Origin of the sequence: Streptodolium elevatio (genome assembly GCF_040649515.1) — a bacterium.
Classification (GTDB): domain Bacteria; phylum Actinomycetota; class Actinomycetes; order Streptomycetales; family Streptomycetaceae; genus Yinghuangia; species Yinghuangia elevatio.
In genome coordinates this window covers 1-17,718 of record NZ_JBEZFP010000023.1, presented here as the reverse complement: position 1 = coordinate 17,718, position 17,718 = coordinate 1, and the positions used below count along the sequence as shown (strand labels likewise).

At 73.3% G+C, this 17,718-nt stretch carries 8 protein-coding genes; 4 read left to right on the top strand and 4 right to left on the bottom strand.

The features are described from left to right. Positions 1 to 4: 4 nt before the first annotated feature. Positions 5 to 4,081: a glycosyl hydrolase gene (locus tag AB0C36_RS11750; RefSeq protein WP_358352611.1), complete on the top strand. Its 4,077-nt coding sequence runs from the start codon at positions 5 to 7 to the stop codon at positions 4,079 to 4,081. A 47-nt stretch (positions 4,082 to 4,128) separates the two neighbouring features. On the opposite strand, the gene AB0C36_RS11745 is transcribed toward AB0C36_RS11750, so the two are convergent. The 3 genes from AB0C36_RS11745 to AB0C36_RS11735 form a co-directional block, all read right to left on the bottom strand. Further along, positions 4,129 to 5,586 (bottom strand): FGGY family carbohydrate kinase, encoded by a 1,458-nt coding sequence (locus tag AB0C36_RS11745; protein WP_358352609.1) that lies wholly within the window; start codon positions 5,584 to 5,586, stop codon positions 4,129 to 4,131. A gap of 39 nt (positions 5,587 to 5,625) precedes the next feature. Beyond that, positions 5,626 to 6,642 carry a 2-hydroxyacid dehydrogenase gene (locus tag AB0C36_RS11740; RefSeq protein ID WP_358352607.1) on the bottom strand — a complete coding sequence of 339 codons (1,017 nt, stop codon included), beginning with the start codon at positions 6,640 to 6,642 and terminating at the stop codon, positions 5,626 to 5,628. Positions 6,643 to 6,757: 115 nt separating this feature from the next. Beyond that, complete coding sequence (locus AB0C36_RS11735) at positions 6,758 to 7,543, bottom strand: DeoR/GlpR family DNA-binding transcription regulator (RefSeq protein WP_358352605.1); 786 nt, start codon at positions 7,541 to 7,543, stop codon at positions 6,758 to 6,760. 420 nt (positions 7,544 to 7,963) lie between these two features. Between AB0C36_RS11735 and AB0C36_RS11730 the strand changes: the two genes are divergently transcribed. The 3 genes from AB0C36_RS11730 to AB0C36_RS11720 all read left to right on the top strand — a co-directional run bounded on the left by AB0C36_RS11730 (position 7,964) and on the right by AB0C36_RS11720 (position 15,222). Continuing rightward, positions 7,964 to 9,469, top strand: coding sequence for an FGGY-family carbohydrate kinase (locus AB0C36_RS11730; RefSeq protein ID WP_358352711.1), 1,506 nt, complete (start codon positions 7,964 to 7,966; stop codon positions 9,467 to 9,469). Continuing rightward, entirely contained in the window at positions 9,466 to 10,224 is a 759-nt protein-coding gene (locus AB0C36_RS11725; protein ID WP_358352603.1) for a histidine phosphatase family protein, read from the top strand. Before AB0C36_RS11730 ends, AB0C36_RS11725 begins: the two co-directional genes overlap by 4 nt. Positions 10,225 to 10,410: 186 nt before the next feature. Continuing rightward, positions 10,411 to 15,222, top strand: a complete 4,812-nt coding sequence (locus AB0C36_RS11720; RefSeq protein WP_358352601.1) for a DNA-binding protein — start codon at positions 10,411 to 10,413, stop codon at positions 15,220 to 15,222. A 146-nt stretch (positions 15,223 to 15,368) separates the two neighbouring features. Here the strand turns inward: AB0C36_RS11720 and AB0C36_RS11715 are convergent, their stop codons facing one another. After that, complete coding sequence (locus AB0C36_RS11715) at positions 15,369 to 17,114, bottom strand: phospholipase D-like domain-containing protein (protein WP_358352599.1); 1,746 nt, start codon at positions 17,112 to 17,114, stop codon at positions 15,369 to 15,371. Positions 17,115 to 17,718: the final 604 nt, after the last annotated feature.

Here is a 17,718-nt window from a genome sequence, read left to right as displayed (position 1 = left end):
CCCCATGACGCACGCACCCGTCGGCGACCCGGGTCCGCTGCCCGGCCGGATCGCCGCGATCCTGGCCGACCCGCCGCGCGCCTTCTCGCCCACCGCCATCTGGTGGTGGAGCGGGGAGGCGCTCGACCCCGCCCGGCTCCGGGACCAGTTGGAACGCTTCGCCGAAGGCGGCGTGTTCAACCTGGTCCTGCTCAACCTCGCGCCGTCGGGCCCGCTGTTCGGCGCCGACGCCGACGACCCGCCGTTCCTGTCCGAAGCCTGGTGGCTTCTGCTGCAAGGAGTGTGCGACGACGCCCGCGAGCTCGGGATCGGCCTGTGGTTCTACGACCAACTCGGCTTCTCGGGCGCGGATCTGCAGGCCCGCCTGGTGGACGAGAACCCCCGGTACGGCGGGCGACGGCTCGAACGCCTGCGGGCGGTCGTCGACGGCGCCGACGTGCCGGGCGAACTGCGGTGCCCCGAGCCGGGGCGGCCGATCGCCGCACAGGCCGAACCGGTGGACGGCGACGACCGCCCCACCGGACCGCCGGTCGCCCTCGTCCCGGACGGCCAGGTGGTCCGGGCACCCGGTCCCGGGCGGTGGCGGCTGACGCTGCACCACCACACGCCCCTCGGCTTCGACTACCTCGGCACCGAGGCGTGCGCGACGCTCCTGGACCAGGTGCACGGCGCGTTCGAACGGCGCCTCGGCGACCGTCTCGGGTCGGTCGTCGTCGGCTCGTTCCAGGACGAGTTGCCGGCACTGCCCACGTGGTCGGACGGCTTCGCCGAGGCGTTCCGCTCGCTGCGCGGCTACGACCTCACCGCCCGCCTGGACGCGCTCTACCACGACAGCAGCCGACCGGACGCCGAACAGGTCCGGCGCGACTACCACCGCACACGGGCCGAACTGGCCGAGAGCGCCTTCTTCCGCCCACTCGCCGAATGGCACGAGAAGCACGGCCTGCTCGTCGGCTGCGACCAACAGGATCCCGCGCGGGCCGGGCACCCGGTCGGCGGCGTGGAACTGTACGCGGACTACGCGCGCACCCACCGCTGGTTCTCCGCACCCGGATCCGACCACCACGGCGACGCCCGCATCCACTCCTCGCTGGCCCACCTCTACGGCAGGCCGCGCACCTGGATCGAGGCCTTCCACTCCACCGGGTGGGGCGGCACGTTGGAGGAGACGTTCGACTGGCTGCTGCCATGGCTGCGCGCCGGTGCGACCTTGTACAACCCGCACGCGGTCTACTACACGACCAAGGGCGGCTGGTGGGAGTGGGCTCCGCCGGGCACCGACTGGCGTCAGCCCTACTGGCGCCACCACCGGGTGTTCGCCGACGCGGTGACGCGGCTGTGCGCGGTGCTGAGCCTGGACCGGCACCTGTGCGACGTCGCGGTCCTGCTGCCGACGACCACGGTTCAGGCCGGTGCGGCGCTGGACGGTGTCGGTGCGGACGCGCGGCGGGCGCAGGAGACGTACCTCGAACTCGTCGGCGACATGACGTGGTTCCGCACCGCGCCCGGTGTCCTCGACCGGCTCGGCGTCGACGCCGATGTCATCGACGACGCCTCCGTGGCCGCCTCGCGCGTCCACGACGACGGTTCGCACGCGCGGATGCGGGTGGCCGACGAGGCGTACACGGTGATCGTGCTGCCTTCCTGCACCGTCCTGGAACAGGACACGGCACGCCGACTGGTCGAGTTCGCCGCGGCCGGCGGCACCGTGGTCGCGGTCGGCGCGCTGCCCCGACGGGTCGTCGGGCCGGACGCGACCGAGGCCCTGGACGCGTTGCTCGCGCTGTTCGCCGACGGCCGCGCGGTCTTCGTCCCCGCGTCGGCGGATCTCGACGACGTTCTCGCGGTGCGGGAGCGGGTGGTCCGTGCCTCGGTCCCGGTGCTCGCGCGCCGCGTCGACGGGGCCACCGTGCTGTTCCTGACCGCGGGCAGCCCCCGGGCGACGCACGCGGCCGTCGCCGCGCCCGACGAACGGGGAGCCGCGCTGGGCTGGTTGGACGCCCGGTACGACTTCGACCCGGCCCGGTACGCCTCCCACGCCCGGGCGCGGGTCCGCGGCGTCGAGGGGCCCGCGGTCCTGCTCGACCCCTTCGGCGGAACTCCTCGCGTGCTCCCGGTCCACCCCGCCTCCGACGATCCGCATGCGGTGGACGTCGAGGTGCCCTTCGACGCGGGCCCCGCCGCGATCGTGGTCTTTCCCGGGGACGCGTCGCCGACGGACCCGGGTGCGTCGCCCCTGCCCGCAGCCGTGCCGGTGTCCACGCCGGCGTCCGCGCCGCTTGTGGAGATCCCTGCCGACGCCGCATGGGACATGGAACTTGTCCCGACCCTCGACGACACGTGGGGCGACTTCTCCCGCCCCGCGACCGGGCCGCCGCCGGTAGGGACGGCCTTCGTCGAGACGCGCGCCTTCCGGCACCGTGTCGAACAATCGGTCGACGCCGAGGGCGAGCGGTCGGACCACCCGGAGGACGACCGGGAGGACGGCGGCGCGCCCGCGACCACGGACGCCCCGGGCGAGGTGCACGCGACGTTCGGTCCACGCGCGGTGCTTGTCGACGCCGAGGGCTCGGTGCGGTCCGAAGTCGCGTGGTCGGACACCCGCGGGATCCACAAGGACCCGGTCCACCGCGACGTGCTCGGACCCAAGGGACATGTGCCGGAGGAGTTCTTGCGGCTGGGACCTGCCACCGACGGAAGTGTCGTGCGCGTGCGCACCGAACTCCTGCTCGACGCACCGTTCGACGGCCACTTGGCCATCGGCGCGGCGGCGGTCAAGTCGGTGCGGCTGGACGGGCTGCCCGTGGCACTGGACGACCGAGGGCATCTCGCTTTCGGCCCGGTCGAGTTGACGCCCGGTCGCCGCCTCCTCGAACTCGACCTGACCGCCGAGCACGACGGCGAACTGCGCGCCCATGTCGCCCTGGTGCGCGACATCGAACGCTATCGGCGGCCGGAGTGGATCCTCGCTCCCGGGCCCGGCGGCGGCGCGGTGCTGGGCACGACCGTGTCGCTGGCGGCGGTTCCCGCGCGGGCCGTCGTACAGGTCGCGGCCCGCGGATCCTGCGTGCTCCGCGTCAACGGGGAACCGGTCGGCAGGCAGGGCGGGTTCGACCCGTACGCCGACCATGCGATCCCGCGCGTGCGGCGGCACGACGTCACGGAGGCGCTGCGGGTCGGCGACAACGACATCACGGTGGAGGTCGCCGCCGACGGCGACCCTGCCGTGCTGGTCGACGCGGTTCTGGGCGAGACGGCGGTGCACAGCGACGCGGCGTGGTGGTCGGAGCGAGGCGGCGTGCGGGAGCCGGCCGTGGTGCGCCGTGAGGCGGTCGGCGACCCCGCGGCGCTGTACCTGCGCCGCCGACCGCATCCGCTGCCCGGTGCCGCCTGGTTGGACCCGGACGCCGACGACGGGACGGTGCTGCCGGTGGACTTCGCGGTCCCCGGCCGGGGCGCCGCGGTGGAGTGGTTCGAGTGGCGGCTTTCTCCCGGCGCGCTGCGCTTGACGGCCCGCGTGCACGGCGACACGGCGGTGTTCGTCGACGGGCGCGAGCGGACCGCGGTCACGAGCGGAACCGACGACGGCGTCCGCACGGTGGAGGTCGACCTGTCCGACGACGGACCGGCAGGCGCGCGGACCGCCGCGCTGCGGGTGCGGACCGGCCCGGGCCGCCGGGGCGGCGCGGCCTTGGCCGACGCGGTGCGCTGCGAGGTGGGCAGGGGCCCGATCCTGCTCGGCGACTGGGAGGAACGCGGGCTCGCCGAATACAGCGGCGGCGTGCGGTACGGCCGCATGCTGCCGCCGGTGGCCGCGACGGGCCGCGTACTGCTCGACCTGGGACGCGTACGCGGCACCGCCGAAGTGTCCGTCGCCGGTGTCTCGGCCGGCGTGCGGGTGTGCTCTCCCTACGTCTTCGACGTGACCGGACTCGTCGGGGACGCTCCGGTCAGGGCCGAAGTCACCGTGTACGGGACACTCGCACCGCACCTGGACGCGACCAGCCCCACACACTTCGTGTTCCCCGGCCAGCGGGTCACCGGACTGATGGGTCCGGTACGCGTCCTCGGCGTCGCGTGACGGCACTCGGCGTCGCATGACGGCGCGCCCGCGCACGGTGGCACGGGTCAGGCACGCGTCCCGTGCCACCGTGCGCGGGCGCTGTCCACGCGGAACAGGTAGTCGGCGTAAGCCTGCTCGTAGTGCGCGACGCCTGCGGGGTCGGGGTCGACGATCGCGTCGGGGAGCGTCCAGGCGGCCGCGTCGAGGCCGCCGCCGAAGTCCCCCGCGCGGGCCGCGACACCCGCGAGGACCGCGCCGCGGGCACCGGGCTCCGGGCCCCGGGCCACGCGTAGCGGTCGCCCGAGTACGTCGGCGAACACCCGCAGCCAGGCCCGATTTCGTGAGCCTCCGCCGCAGACGGCCAGTTCGCCGGTCAGTCCGGCGGCCTCCAGGCAGTGCCGGGCCGCGAACGCTATGGCTTCGCACACGGCCCGGACCAGGTCGGCGCGGCCCGCGCGCAGGTCGAGGCCGGTGAACTCGGCGCGCGCCGCGGGGTCCACGAACGGCGACCGCTCCCCGGAGGGGGACAGGTAGGGCAACGCCGCGACGCCCCGCGCCCCGCGCGGGCTCTCGTCGAGCATGCCGGAGACCTGGGCGTGTGTGCCGCCTGTCAGGGTGAGGACCCAGTCGAGTGCGGCCGTGCCGGTCATGGCGGGCAGCGCCCGCAGGTGACGGTCCGGGCGGGAGGTGGCGAGGTGGAACCCCACCGGTTCGGCGTCGAGGGCGACCGTCTCGACCAGCACTTGGCAGGCCAGGGTGGTGCCGACGGTGAGGAGGCCGTCGCCCGGTTCGGTCACGCCGGCGCCGATCGCGCACGCGGGGAGGTCGTAGGGCCCCGAGGTGACCGGGGTCCCAACGGGCAGGCCCGGAGTGCCGCCGTGCGCCTGGCCGTAGGGGAGGGTCCGGGCGATTGGGGGCAGCAGGCCGGCACGGTGTCCGAGGCCGAGTGCGTCGAGCACATCCGGGGCGTAGGTGCGGGTGAGGGGGTCGAGGAAGGGGACGGACGCGTCGGACAGGTCGGTGCCGCGCTCGCCCGTCAGGCGCAGGTGGAGCACGTCCTTGCAGGACGCGGCGGTCGTCGCGGCGTCCAGCGCGGCGGGCTCGTGGCGGTCCAGCCAGGCGAGGAGAGGACCCGCGGAACCCGGGAACAGCACGTTCCCCGTCCGCCGGTACAGCCGTTCGGCGACGCCGTCGGCCATCCAGTCCGCCACCAGGCCGCCGGCGCGGCCGTCCAGCCACGACACGGCAGGGCGTACGGCGCGCCCGTCGGCGTCGACGAGCCACAGGCCGTCGCCCTGACCGGTGACCGCCACCAACTCCGGGCGGTCGTCCCCGATCACCGCGGCGAGGACGCCGGCGGCCGCGCGCCAGACCTCTTCGACGTCCTGTTCCAGGTGTCCGCCCCGGCCGCCGAGCGAGACGGGCGTCGACTCGACGCGCAGCGCGGTGCCGTCGTCCGCGAAGGCGGCCGCCTTCGCGACCGAGGTCCCCATGTCGAGTCCGACGAACACCGTGTCTCCCATCGTTGTTTCGCCATGCCGGTCCGCTCGGGTCCGGCGCGGTCAGACGACGCCGTGCGCGAGCGGTTCGCCGCGCAGGTACCGGCCCACTTCGGCGGCCGCGAGACGCGCCGCGTTGTGCGCGACCGCGGTGTTGGCCCCGGCCAGGTGCGGCGTCATGACCAGGCGCGGTGCCGAGCGCAGGCGCGAATCGGCCGGGGGCGGCTCGACGGCGAACACGTCCAGTCCGGCCGCCCCGAGCCGGCCGGACTCCAGCGCGTCGCACAAGGCGTCCTCGTCCAGGAGCGCGCCGCGCGCGCAGTTCACCAGGACCGCGCCCTCGGGCAGCAGCGCGAGCTCGCGGGCGCCGAGCAGGCCGCGGGTCTCCGGGGTCAGCCGGGCGTGCAGCGAGACGACGTCCGAGCCGGCGAGCAACTCGTCGAGGTCGCCGACGGGGGTGCCCAGCTCGCGCAGCAACGCCTGGTCCGCGTAGGGGTCGTGAATGCGGACGTGCGCGCCGAGCGCGGCCAGGGCACGGGCGACGCGGCTGCCGACGGCCCCGGCGCCGATCAGGCCGACGCGCGACCCGTCCAGTCCCGGGCCGCAGTTGTCGTACGTGTAGAACTCGCCGGCCCAGCGGCCGGCGGCGAGCGCGGCCGAGGTCTCGGGGATGCGGCGCATGGCGGCCAGCAGCAGCCCGACGGTGTACTCGGCGGTGGCCGCCGCGTTCCGGCCGGGCGTGTTGCACACGCGTACGCCGCGTTCGGCGGCCGCCTCGAGGTTGACGTTGACCGGTCCGCCGCGGCCGACCACCACCAGGCGCAGGCCGGGCGCCTCGTCGAGGATGCGCTTGGTGACCGGTCCCATCTGGGTCACCAGCGCCTCCGCGCCGCGCAGGGCGCCGAGGATCGTCTCTTCGTCCCCGGACGCCTCGTCGACCTCGGCTATCCGTCCGAACGGCGTCAGCGGCCAGGGCAGGCACAGCTGGTCGATCCGGTGTCCGGTGCCGATCTCTGCGGTCAGTTCGCGGGCGATCAGGTCGGGGGCGACGAAATGGTCGCCGGCGGCGAGGATGTGCATCGGCGAGTTCTCTCCTTGGCGGTGGGGCGACGGCGCGGACCCGGGGCGCGGACCGGGGGCGCGGACCGGGCGCGGATCGGGGGGCGGGCCGGCCGGGGCGGTGCGTTCGGCGCGGTCAGGTCGGGGCGACCTCGTAGCGGACGCCGCTGTCGTCGAGCGAGCGCAGGACGTCCGGCGGTGTCCGGTCGTCGATCAGGACGAGGTCGAACGCGGTGAGCGGGGCGAGCCGGTGCAGTGCGGTGCGGCCGAGTTTGGAGTGGTCGACCATCAGCACGTTGCGGCTGGCGGCCCGGAGCATCGCCCGTTTGACGGCGACGATGTGCTGCTCCTGGTGGAAGGCGAAGCCGCCGAGTACGGACGAGGTGGACACGAAGCACAGGTCGACGCGCAGGGCCTCGACCGCCTCGACGCACGGCACCCCGAGGAAGGAGTCGTGCAGCGGGTCGTAGTCGCCGCCGAGCGCCATCAGGCGGATGCCGCGCTCCTCGGCGAGCAGGTTGATGGTCTGCAGGAAGTTGGTGACCACGGTCAGGGGTTCGATGCGCGGCAGCAGCCGGGCCAGTTCGAGTGTGGTGGTCGAGTCGTCGATCATCACGGACATGCCCGGCTCGACCATGGAGACCGCCTTGGCGGCAAGTGCCTCCTTCTCCGCCCGCATGGACTTCTGGCGGTAGGCGACGTTGCTCTCGAACACGCCCGAGGGCTGGGCGGTCACACCGCCGCGGAACTTGCGCAGCACGCCTTCACGTTCGAGCTCGTCGATGTCGCGGTAGATCGTCATCAGGCTGACCCCGAACATCTCGGCCAGATCCGCGGCGGACGCGGATCCCTCGGTCAGCACGTGGTCGGAGATCTCCCTGCGCCGCTGCAGCGGGCCTCGCTGGCTCTTGTCCTGTGACATGTGCGTGGGTCCTGTCCTGGGCCGTCGTCTGCGGACAGCTTGGCTGCCCTTTCCGGAGATCAGTGTGCTGGCCGTTCGGGCGTGCCGGCGGCGGACGCCGCGCACGGGTCGGCGCGGGGGTGCGGACTCCTCCGTGAGTGACGCTTAACTAACATAAAGTGGTGTGGATATAACATCCAATGCTGATGTAGCGTTCAGTAGTGTTCATCACGCGCGGCGACCGAGTCAACCCGTCGCACTCCCCGAAGAACGCTCTCTCACCAGGTGCGATGACAGGTGCGACGAGGTGAACGGCGGCCCGCGGGGGTGCCGCCGCCGACGCGGATCCGGCAGCAACACGATGTGAAATCCCCGTGCAATCACCAGACGGCGAACGACAAGGCGGCGCGCGTGACAGACAGCCGGCATCAGGACGTGTGGATGGGCGTCGACCTCGGGACGCAGGGCGTACGCGCCCTGGCCGTCACCGCCGACGGACGGGTGCTCGGCCGGGGCTCCGCCGGACTGACCGGCCATCGCGAGGGAAACCGCCACCAGCAGCTCCCCGCGGACTGGTGGTCGGCGGTCGGCACCGCGGTACGGCGGACACTCGCCGCCGACGGCACGCTGTCGGTGCGGGTCCGCGGCCTGTCCGTGTGCAGTACCTCCGGCACCGTGCTGCTGACCTCTCCGGACGGCGCGCCGGTCGGCCCGGCGCTGATGTACGACGACGGGCGCGCCGAAGCCGAGGCCGGCGACGCCCAGGAGGCCGGCGCCGCGCTGTGGGACGAACTCGGCCTCCGCATCCAACCCAGCTGGGCCCTGGCGAAGCTGGTGTGGCTGGCCCGGCACGCCGACCAGTGGTCCGGCGGACCGCGGTCCGGCATCGACGGCAGCCGCGTCTGCCACCAGGCGGACTATGTCGTCGGACGGCTCGCGGGCCACCCGGTGGCGACCGACTCCAGCCACGCACTGAAGACGGGGTACGACCTGCACCGGGCGGCCTGGCCCACCCACGTGCACGACCGGCTGGGGCTGGACGGCCTGCGGTTCCCTGACGTCGTCCCGCCGGGCACCGTGCTCGGGACCGTCTGCCGCGACGCCGCCGCACACACCGGACTCACCGAAGGCACGCCGATCGTCGCCGGAATGACCGACGGATGTGCCGCCCAGCTCGGCTCCGGCGCCTGGGGCGTCGGCCAGTGGAACTCGGTGCTCGGCACCACCCTGGTTCTCAAGGGTGTGACCGCCACACCGCTCCGCGACCCCGCGGGCGTGCTGTACAACCACCGCTCCCCGGACGGGCACTGGCTGCCGGGCGGTGCCTCCAGCGTCGGCGCCGGCGCGCTGACCAAGGCGTTTCCCGGAGCCGACCTCGCCCGGCTGGACCGGCTGGCGGTCACCCGCGAGCCGGCGCGCGCCATCGCGTACCCGCTGGTCGCCGCCGGGGAGCGCTTCCCCTTCCTCGCCCCCGACGCCGAGGCGTTCATGCTCGGATCGGCACCCGAGGACGACGCCGACCGGCATGCGGCGCTCCTCCAGGGCGTGGCTCTCGTCGAGCGCCTGTGCCTGGCGTACATCCGCCTGCTGGGCGCCCCCGTCGACGCGGCGGTCACCTTCACCGGCGGCGCCACCCGGAGCCCGTACTGGAACCAGCTCCGCGCCGACATCCTGGGCCGTCCGGCCATCGTCCCCGAGCAGACCGACCCCGCGCTGGGGATGGCGGTCCTCGCGGCCCACGGCATCGCACGCGCCCGCGCGGCGGACGGCGTGGCGGTGCCCCTCGCCTCGACCTCCCGGGGCATGGTGCGGACGGGAGCCGTACTCGACCCCCGGCCGGACGTCACCCGCCGGTTCGCCGAACCCTTCGCCGCCCTCGTCGGCGAACTCGAACGCCGCGGCTGGCTGCCCCGCACCACTGCCGACTACGCACGGGAGCACGGATGAGCACCGGGTCGACCACCGCCGGATCCACCACGCTGTTCCTCGCCCGCCACGGCGAGACCGTCTGGCACGCCGAAAACCGGTACGCGGGTGTCAGCGACATCTCCCTCACCGACCGCGGCACCGCCCAGGCGAGCGCGCTCGGCGCCTGGGCCGAGTACGCCGGACTGGACGCGATCGTCACGTCGCCCCTGTCCCGCGCCCGGCGCACCGCCGCACCCGCGGCGCTGGCGACGGGGTTGAGCCCGGTCGTCGAGCCGGACCTCGTGGAACTCGACTTCGGCATCGCGGAAGGGCGCCTGCTGAGCGAACTGGAGGCCACCCACCCGTCGGAGGTGGCGGCCTTCCGCCTCGACCCCGCCGGGCATCCGCTGCCAGGAGGCGAGAATCCCGACGCCGCCGCCGGTCGCGGCGCCGCCGCGCTGGTACGGATTGCTGCGGTGCACCCCTCGCAGCGTGTCCTCGTCGTCGCGCACAACACGCTGCTCCGGCTGACCTTGTGCCGGCTGCTCGGTATTCCGGAACGCGAGTACCGGCGGGTCCTGCCCGGGCTCGTCAACTGCGCCCTCACCGAACTGCGGGTGACGGGGGATCAGGTCGCGCTGATGTCCTACAACGTCCCGCCGTTGCCCGCACCTCCGCCCGCGGCGGCACCCGACGCCCCGGCCGCCGCCCCGGTGAACCAGGGCGCCAGGCCCGAGTTCTGGGGTTCGGCGGACTGCGCGTCGTCCAAGCGACAGGGGCCGCCGACCCGATGAGCCTCCTCGGCTGATCGGCGCCCCCCCGCCGCGACATCCCATTTCGGCTCCCAATGTCCGCATGGCGCCGAACGGCCTTGCCACATCCCGCGATTGTCCTCCGGCGCGGGTAGCGTCGCTCGGACCTCGCCCAACCCGTTCGGCGGCGGCGAGCGTCCAGTCGGCTATGTGGAGAGGTCTGATCGCGTGAGCACTCGTGCGTCCGGGGATTTCGTGGACTGGATCCGCCGGGAACACCCTGGTGATGCCGCGCGGTTGCTGCGCCTGCTACCGGGACTGCCGCAGGACCTCAAAACAGCCCGCAACCGTGCCTGGTCCCAGCCGAAGAAGGCGCTCGGCATCTACCAGGGCATCGCCGCGGAGCTGACCCGCTCAGCCCCGCACGTGCTGCCCGGCTTCCACGAGCACGCGGCACGCGCGTTCCTGTCCACCCGGCACCAGGCGTTCGCGTCGCAGATGCTCGCTGCCGCCCGGCTGGCCGAGGCCGAGCACGGCCTTGCGGTGGACGACGACCACGTCGACGAGATCTTCCTCGAATTCGTGGTCGCCGACGCGCTGCCCGCCAAGGCCGTCGCGGAGTACTCCAAGGACCTGTTGACCCGTATGCCGGCCGACGAGGCTTTCACGCGGTTCACCCGCCTGTGCGTCCGCCGCACCGGGGCGGGGTTGCCGCCGTCCGTCCAAATGGCCTCGGCAGTACGCAAGTTGGCGCGCGAGGCGGGTGACAAGGACCGGCGCGAACAGGCATATCTGGCGGAGATACTTCGCCTGCCCGTCGTCGTCCGGGCCCCCGCCGGGTGGTGGCACGCACACCGGGCCGCCGTGGTCGCCGTGGCCCGCCGTGAGCCGGCCGTCCGGGGCCGGCTGCTGGATGTCGCACCGAAGTGGCACCAGCACGACATGACGTTCGACCAGGCCCGAGCGCTCTGCCGCGTGTGGATCGCCCTCCTGGAAGACTGCGGCGCCACCGCCGGGCTCGGCGACGGCGTCGGCGTCACCGACGAGGAACGCCCGTCGGACGGCACCACCGGGTGGCTCACCCGCATCCTGGAGGGTTGGATTCCCGGCGGTGAGGACCCCCGCATGCCCGGACTGCACGCGCTGCTGCCCCGGATCGCCGAGCGGATCACCGGCGAACTCGCCGCGAGCGGCGGGGCGTTCGAGATGACGTGGTCCCTGGCATCGGACGTCGACCTGGTCGACCTCATGTTGTCGCTCGGCATCCCGATGACCGATCCCCGCCCCGGCGGGCACCGGCTCGAACTCGACCGGTGGGCCCGTACCGACGACCGGCGAGACCTGCGCGCCCTCGCCGCGGCGCCCGGCCTCGCCCGGGCGTTCCGCAACGGCGCGAGCGGCTGGTACGACCAGAGCGAGCACCCGAGGACCGCACGCGCCTTGGCCGCGACCCCGGGTGGCCGGGTGCTGCTGGCCGACTGGATACGCGACCTGTCCCGCGCGTCCGCTCCGGCGGGCCTGCCGAACCTCCCGTCGGCGCAGAGCAGTCTCGCGTGGCTGCCACCCGACATCGCGGCCCTCGCCTCGGATGCGGTCGTCGAGGCGACGAAGGCCGATCTGGCCCCGGAGTTGGCCCGAACACTGCGGGCCGGACTCACCGACGAGTTGTGCTGGCCGGAGTTCGAGGAGATCACGGCAGGCCGCGCGACGGGGCGGCCGTACGTGGCCGAGGCCTGGCCCTACCTTGTGGTGGCGAGGGACACCGAGGTGAGGGTGCTCGGCCCCGGAGGCGTGGTGCTGCGGCACACGTCACGCGCCCCTTCCACGGGGGCCTTCCGTCCCGAATTCCACTACGTGGACGGCGCGTTGCTCGTCTACTGGAAGGAGTACGGGGCGGGGTACCGCGGCTACTGGTACCGGCCGGACGAGGCGCCCGACGGCCCGGCCGAGCCCGTGGCACTGTTCGGCCTCGACCCCGAGGAGTACCGGCGCAGCGGCGAGGTCTCCCTGCCGCTGCCCGGCGGCGGTCGCTTCACCGGCCGCGGAGTCCTCCGCGCGGGCGACGCGGACATCCCCGAAGAATCCCCGACCAGCGGCGACGGAACCCGGTTCTGGGCCTGGGACGAGAAGGCGTCCGCCTGGTTCCGGCACGACCCCGGGACCGGAGCGCAGGGTGAGCGCGACCTGCCCGGCCTCATGGCCGCCGGAGCTGCCGAGACCGGCCTCGGCGCCCTGGACGGCCGCCACAGCTGGGTACGGCCCGCCCCGATCGCCGAACCGGCGCCGGTCGCCGTCCCCGTCGACGGGCTGCTCGGCTGGCACGTCACCACACAGCCCGACGGAACCCTGCGCGGCAAGGACCTCGCGGGCCGCGCCGTGACAGTGCCGGGCGACGTGGCTTCCCGCCCGTTCCCCGCACACCCCTTCGCGGCGCTGACACTCCCCGGCGACGAACGGCCGCGTGCGCTGGTCCGCGACAAGAACGACCGGGTCGACATCGTGGACCCGGAGGGCGTGGTGACGGCCGGCGGCTTCGAGGCGTTCTCGGCCGGCAATCCCGTGCTGCCGCCCACGTCGTTCTGGCACATGATGCGGATCCGCGACCGCGAAGGCTCCCTCGCCCTGCGGACCGTCGACGACGAAACCGCGGCCGCGCTGATCGCAGCCGCCGGTACGGGAGACGACAGCGACCTGCCCAAGGCCGTCCGTGCCCTGCTCCCGTCGGTCACCGACCCGGTCCTGGCCGCCGGGATCGCGGGAGTGGTCCGATTCGCGGGCGAACGCCGGGCCGTCCTCGACGGCGTCGCCGAGCGCGCCACGGCCCCCGAACCCGGGGACGGGCCGCGGGAAGTGCCGGGTGACCCGAAGACCGACCCGGGAGACGAACTGCTCCGCTGCGCACTCGACGGGATCGGACTGACACCGCGTGCCATCGGCACCGCACCCGACCCGGCGTCGGCGGCCCGCCATCAGGGCCGGAGTCGGGCCTTCCGGCAACTCCGAGAACTTCACGCCCAGTTCGCCGCCCGGCGATCGGCGGCCGACGACGCCGCGGACGACGCCAGGCGGCTGCACTTCGGCACGAAGGACGTGCCCCGTACCGACATTGCCGTCGACGATCTCGTCCTGCGTGCCTCGGCGGTCGCGGTCAAGGCCGCATCGCCCGTCACCCCGCCCGCGGAACAGGAAGCCCTACGGGCGCTGCTCACGCTCCTCGACGCCTTTCGGATGGACGCCGAGAATCCGGCGAGCTGGCGCCGCGTTCGGATGCACGCCGACCAGGAGCCCCTGAGGCACGCGGGATGGCACGGCGACAGGTACTACGACGACGGGGCGCGAGGAGTGCTGGGGCTCGGCGGAGGCGCGTTCGTGTTCGTCAACGACGCCTACGTCCCGCTCTACACCCCGGACCGCAAGACGTACGGCATGGACTTCACGGCGTTGGTCCGCGACCCAGCCGGCCGTTTCGAACTGCCTGGCGGATACACCGTCACCGATACGGCACCGGTCGACACGGCGTGGTTCGCCGGGCTCGGGGAGTTCCTGGAGACGTGGGGCCGACAAGGCCAGGTGCCGTGGGACCCGTCGGCCGCCGACGTGTTCGCCGAAGCCACCGGAGTGGGCCAGGCCATGGCGCGCCTGGTCGTGGCCGGCCTGCCGGAACTGTCGAGTCCCGCCTTCCCGTCCGCCGAACTCCGGGCCGTGCTCGGCCTGAAGGCATCCGAGGCCGGAGCCGCCCGCAGCGAGATCCGGCGCCTGGCCGGCCCGGACGTGCGCGGCGAGCTGGTCGCCGCGCTGCTGCCCGCGGACCCGGCACGGCTGTGGACCGACGGCGTGGACGCGGCAGCCGCGGCCGCCGTCTGGAACTCCCGGGTCGGCCGCCTGCGGCCGGTGCCCGACGCCCTCCTGGTCGACGCGGTCGGCGCGCTGCCCGACCTGTGGTGGTCGAGGTCCACCGGTCGGTACGCCTCCATCCACGACGTGGACACGACCCGCGGGCCCTCCGGCGCGCTGCGTGCCGCGGTCGATCCCGATGCCAGTCCCGCCCTGACCCGGGACCACACCTGGACCCTCGACGAGGGCCGCCTTCGCTCCTCCGACGCCACGGAGTGGGCGTTCCACGGCGGGATCCTGGTCGCGACCGTGGCGACAGTGCAGTGGCTGGCCCACCGGCTCCCGGCCGGCGACCCGCTGCGCGCCACACTGCCGGCCACGCTGCGCCGGTTGCGCGAACGTCTGGCCGCCCCCGGGACGTTGGTCGACCTGAACGTCAACGCGCACTTCGGCGCCTTCCGCAAAGCCGCCGGGGAGCCTGCCGACACCGGGGCCGAGTGGGAGCGCTACGGGGCCTTGGTGGTGCCGTGCCGGCTGGACTGGGATGCGCACCCGAACATCGTCGCGTCGCCGATCGTACGCACGGACCTGCTGGACGGGGCCGGAAGCGACCCGTACGTCGAGCTGGCCCTCGCCACCGTTCCGGGACTCGACCGGTCGTTGCGGCACCTGACCGCCCTGGCCCGCGTCTTCGACCCGGCCTTCGCCGCTCTGCTCGGCGACCCGGGGGAACCGGTCGTCGGCAGCCGTGACCGCGACGGAACGTGGTGGCCGCAAGACCCGTCGCGGTCGGTCCCGGACCTGGTCACCGAAGTCGCCGGTGAACTGGACATCACCGAGGACGCCGCCGCGCTCTACCTCGTGCTCCTCGCCATGCCCGACCCGACCGACCGCAACACCGCCCTGTGGACCGGCTGGAAGCCCGCCCGGGCCAAAGCCGCCCGCACCGCGCTCGCGACCAGTGGCCGGGTGGTCGAGGCCCGCCGGGCCCGCGCCGGGCGCTCGTTGTTCCTGCCGGGGGAGTGGGTGACCGCCAAGGCACCTCATCTACCGCTGGAAGCTTGGAAGTTCCCGCTCTACGGCCTGACCGGGCTGACGCTGCCCGCAGTCGGTGCGGTCGTCCCCGCCGAACCCGCCGCCGACCTCTACCGCCGTGCCTGGCACCGCCTCCAATCCGCCGACGCCCCACAGCCCATCCCCCTGTAACCCAACCAACCCCCACCCCGGAACCCGCCCTTGTAGCACTCGCGTTCCGCGCCCGCGGTTCGGTGCCCGCCCGTGTCGGCGTGGTGGCATGAGTGATTGTGCTGCCGCGCCGGTGCGGCTCGGCTGTGTGGCGGTGTCGCGGGGTGTCAGGCCACGTATTCCGGTTCGGGGTGGGTGGGGTTGAATGCCTCGGTGAAGGCGTCGGGGACTTCGACGTGGTCGAGGCCGGGGAATCTGGCGATGTTGTGCGGCACGACGAAGCCCTGACGGGTACGGGCCGCGGGGCCGGTCTTGATGACGTTGGCCTGGGCGATGTCGTGCCAGCGGGTGACGAATTCGCCCGGGGACCAGGTGGCGATGGTCGCGGCCGGAGTGCCGAGGATTTCGGACCACAGGCCCAGCCGGAACGCGCGTACTCCGGCCGGGTCGTACCAGGCGATATTGGCCTCGGTGTCGACGCGGAAGCTGCGCAGGTTCGTGTTGGCGGAGCCGACGGTGGCCCATTCGTCGTCCACGATCATCGCCTTGCTGTGCATGTAGATCTGTCGGCTGCCGGCGCTGTCGGTGATGTGCTTGGTGGCCGCGGCGGTGCGGGCCACCATCGAGTGGATGCCGATGTCGGCGCCGAACGCGTCGATCAGTGCGGAGAGTGTCTGGTGCTGGAGGAACAGACCGTGCTCCGTCACCGGGTCGAGTGTCCCGGCCACTTCCTCCGGGGCGACGGGAAGCATGATGATCAGCTTGAGCTCGGGCCGGTCGCCGCGGCGGTCGATCAGCCACTCGGCCAGATCGGTGGACCGGACGTACTGGTTCTCCACGTATACAAAGTGGTTGGCGTGCGCGATCGCGGCCTCGTAGCCCTCCTGGATGTCCTCCCGGATGTTGGCGGGCACCGGGAAGGCGACGCTGTTCGTGGAGAGGGTGCGCCACAACTGGGCGGTGGCCGGGCCGGTGCCGGATGGGACGGGGGTCGAGGGGACGGGAACCGAGGGGGCCACGGTCTTGCCCGGTGCACCCAGCCCCGCCGGCCCCGGAATGCCGACGAACGTGTTGAACAGCGGGGCCTCGGTGTTCCACCGTCCGAGGAAGTTGCGGTCGAGGTCGGCCGCCACCGGGCCGTCCACCTTGACGTGGATGTCGTGCCACAGCCGCTTGTTGTGGGCGGGGGTGTCCACGCGGCCGGTGTTCACGTCCAACCCGCCGCAGAAGCCCGTGACCCGGTCCACCACACACAGCTTCTGGTGGTGCGAGGCCGGGTACATCTGCCACGGCGCGTCGGCCCGGAGAACCCAGCGGTCACCGGTCGGGGCGACCTCCAGGTACGGCCAGAGCCGGGGCATCGTGGCCACCCGGGTGCGGGCTGCGGACCAGCCGCCCCTGTTGAGTTTGGGCAGCAGGGCCCTGGCCCTGGTAGCCAGCAAGGGCGCCAGCGCCTCGACGCGCGCGTCGTGCATGGTCACGACCGTCTCCAGATTGCCTTTGCCCCAGCGGGCGTTCAGCGCATTGAGCTGACGGCAGGCGTTCCAGTTGTTCTCGTGATTGGCGTTGCCCAGCACTCCGTCGAAGTCGTTGAGCAGGATGCGGGTCTGGACGCCCAATCCGGCCATGGTGGCCAGTAGTTCGCCCCAGGTGCCGACCTTGCGTCGCACCCCCCGCTTGGCCAGCTTGGCGTTGACGTCGCCAAGGGCCTGAAGCGGGGTCTTGGGGTTGAAGATCCACAGGGACAGGTGGACGGTCGTGGTGGCGTCGGCAATGGCACGTTCCATCGCCTGGAAGGTGGCCACACCGTCGACAATCGGTCGGACCGTGGTCCCCCCGCGCTTCTCGGCGCGGAACTCGCGGTCGTCACCGGTGTCGGTCGATGACAGGAAGAAGTCGTCAAGACGTGCCATCAGTCCCCCTGCTGACAGTACGAGTTCTCTGCGGTTCCGCTTGTGAACACGGCGGTTGTCACGAGAGTATGACCGACGCGGAGGCGGTGGGGGCCCTTTCCGCGTACCACCCTCGTTCGACATCTCCGGGGGGAGAGCGATGTTCGGAACGTGTGGATCGGCTCAAGGGGTCGGCGCCGGAGGCGCAGCCTCCTCAGGGGCCGGACGATCGCCGGTCGATGAACCTGCGCCGCACCGCAGGTCGGCGGGTACGAAGGTGCCCGCAACAGGTGAGGAACGGCGGCCACGCGCCCGGCAGTTCACCGCCCCGCCGGGTCGGTGCCCGGGACCGGCGCCCACCCGCCGCTCCGATCGGTGAACACCGACGACTTCGAGACCTCCGGACGTTGCTTCCAGGTGCCTTGAGCGGGTTTGCCTGCTCCCGACCGGGGCCGCCCCGGCCGCCGGAAGAGCACGAGCCCGGACATGCCACCTTCCCAATGCCCTGAACCACGCCGCGCGGCCCGCGAAGCGGGACGTTCGACGGCCCGACGGATGCACGGCTTCACCGCTTGACGGCTCGACGGATGCACGGCTTCACCGCTTGACGGCTCGACGGATGCAC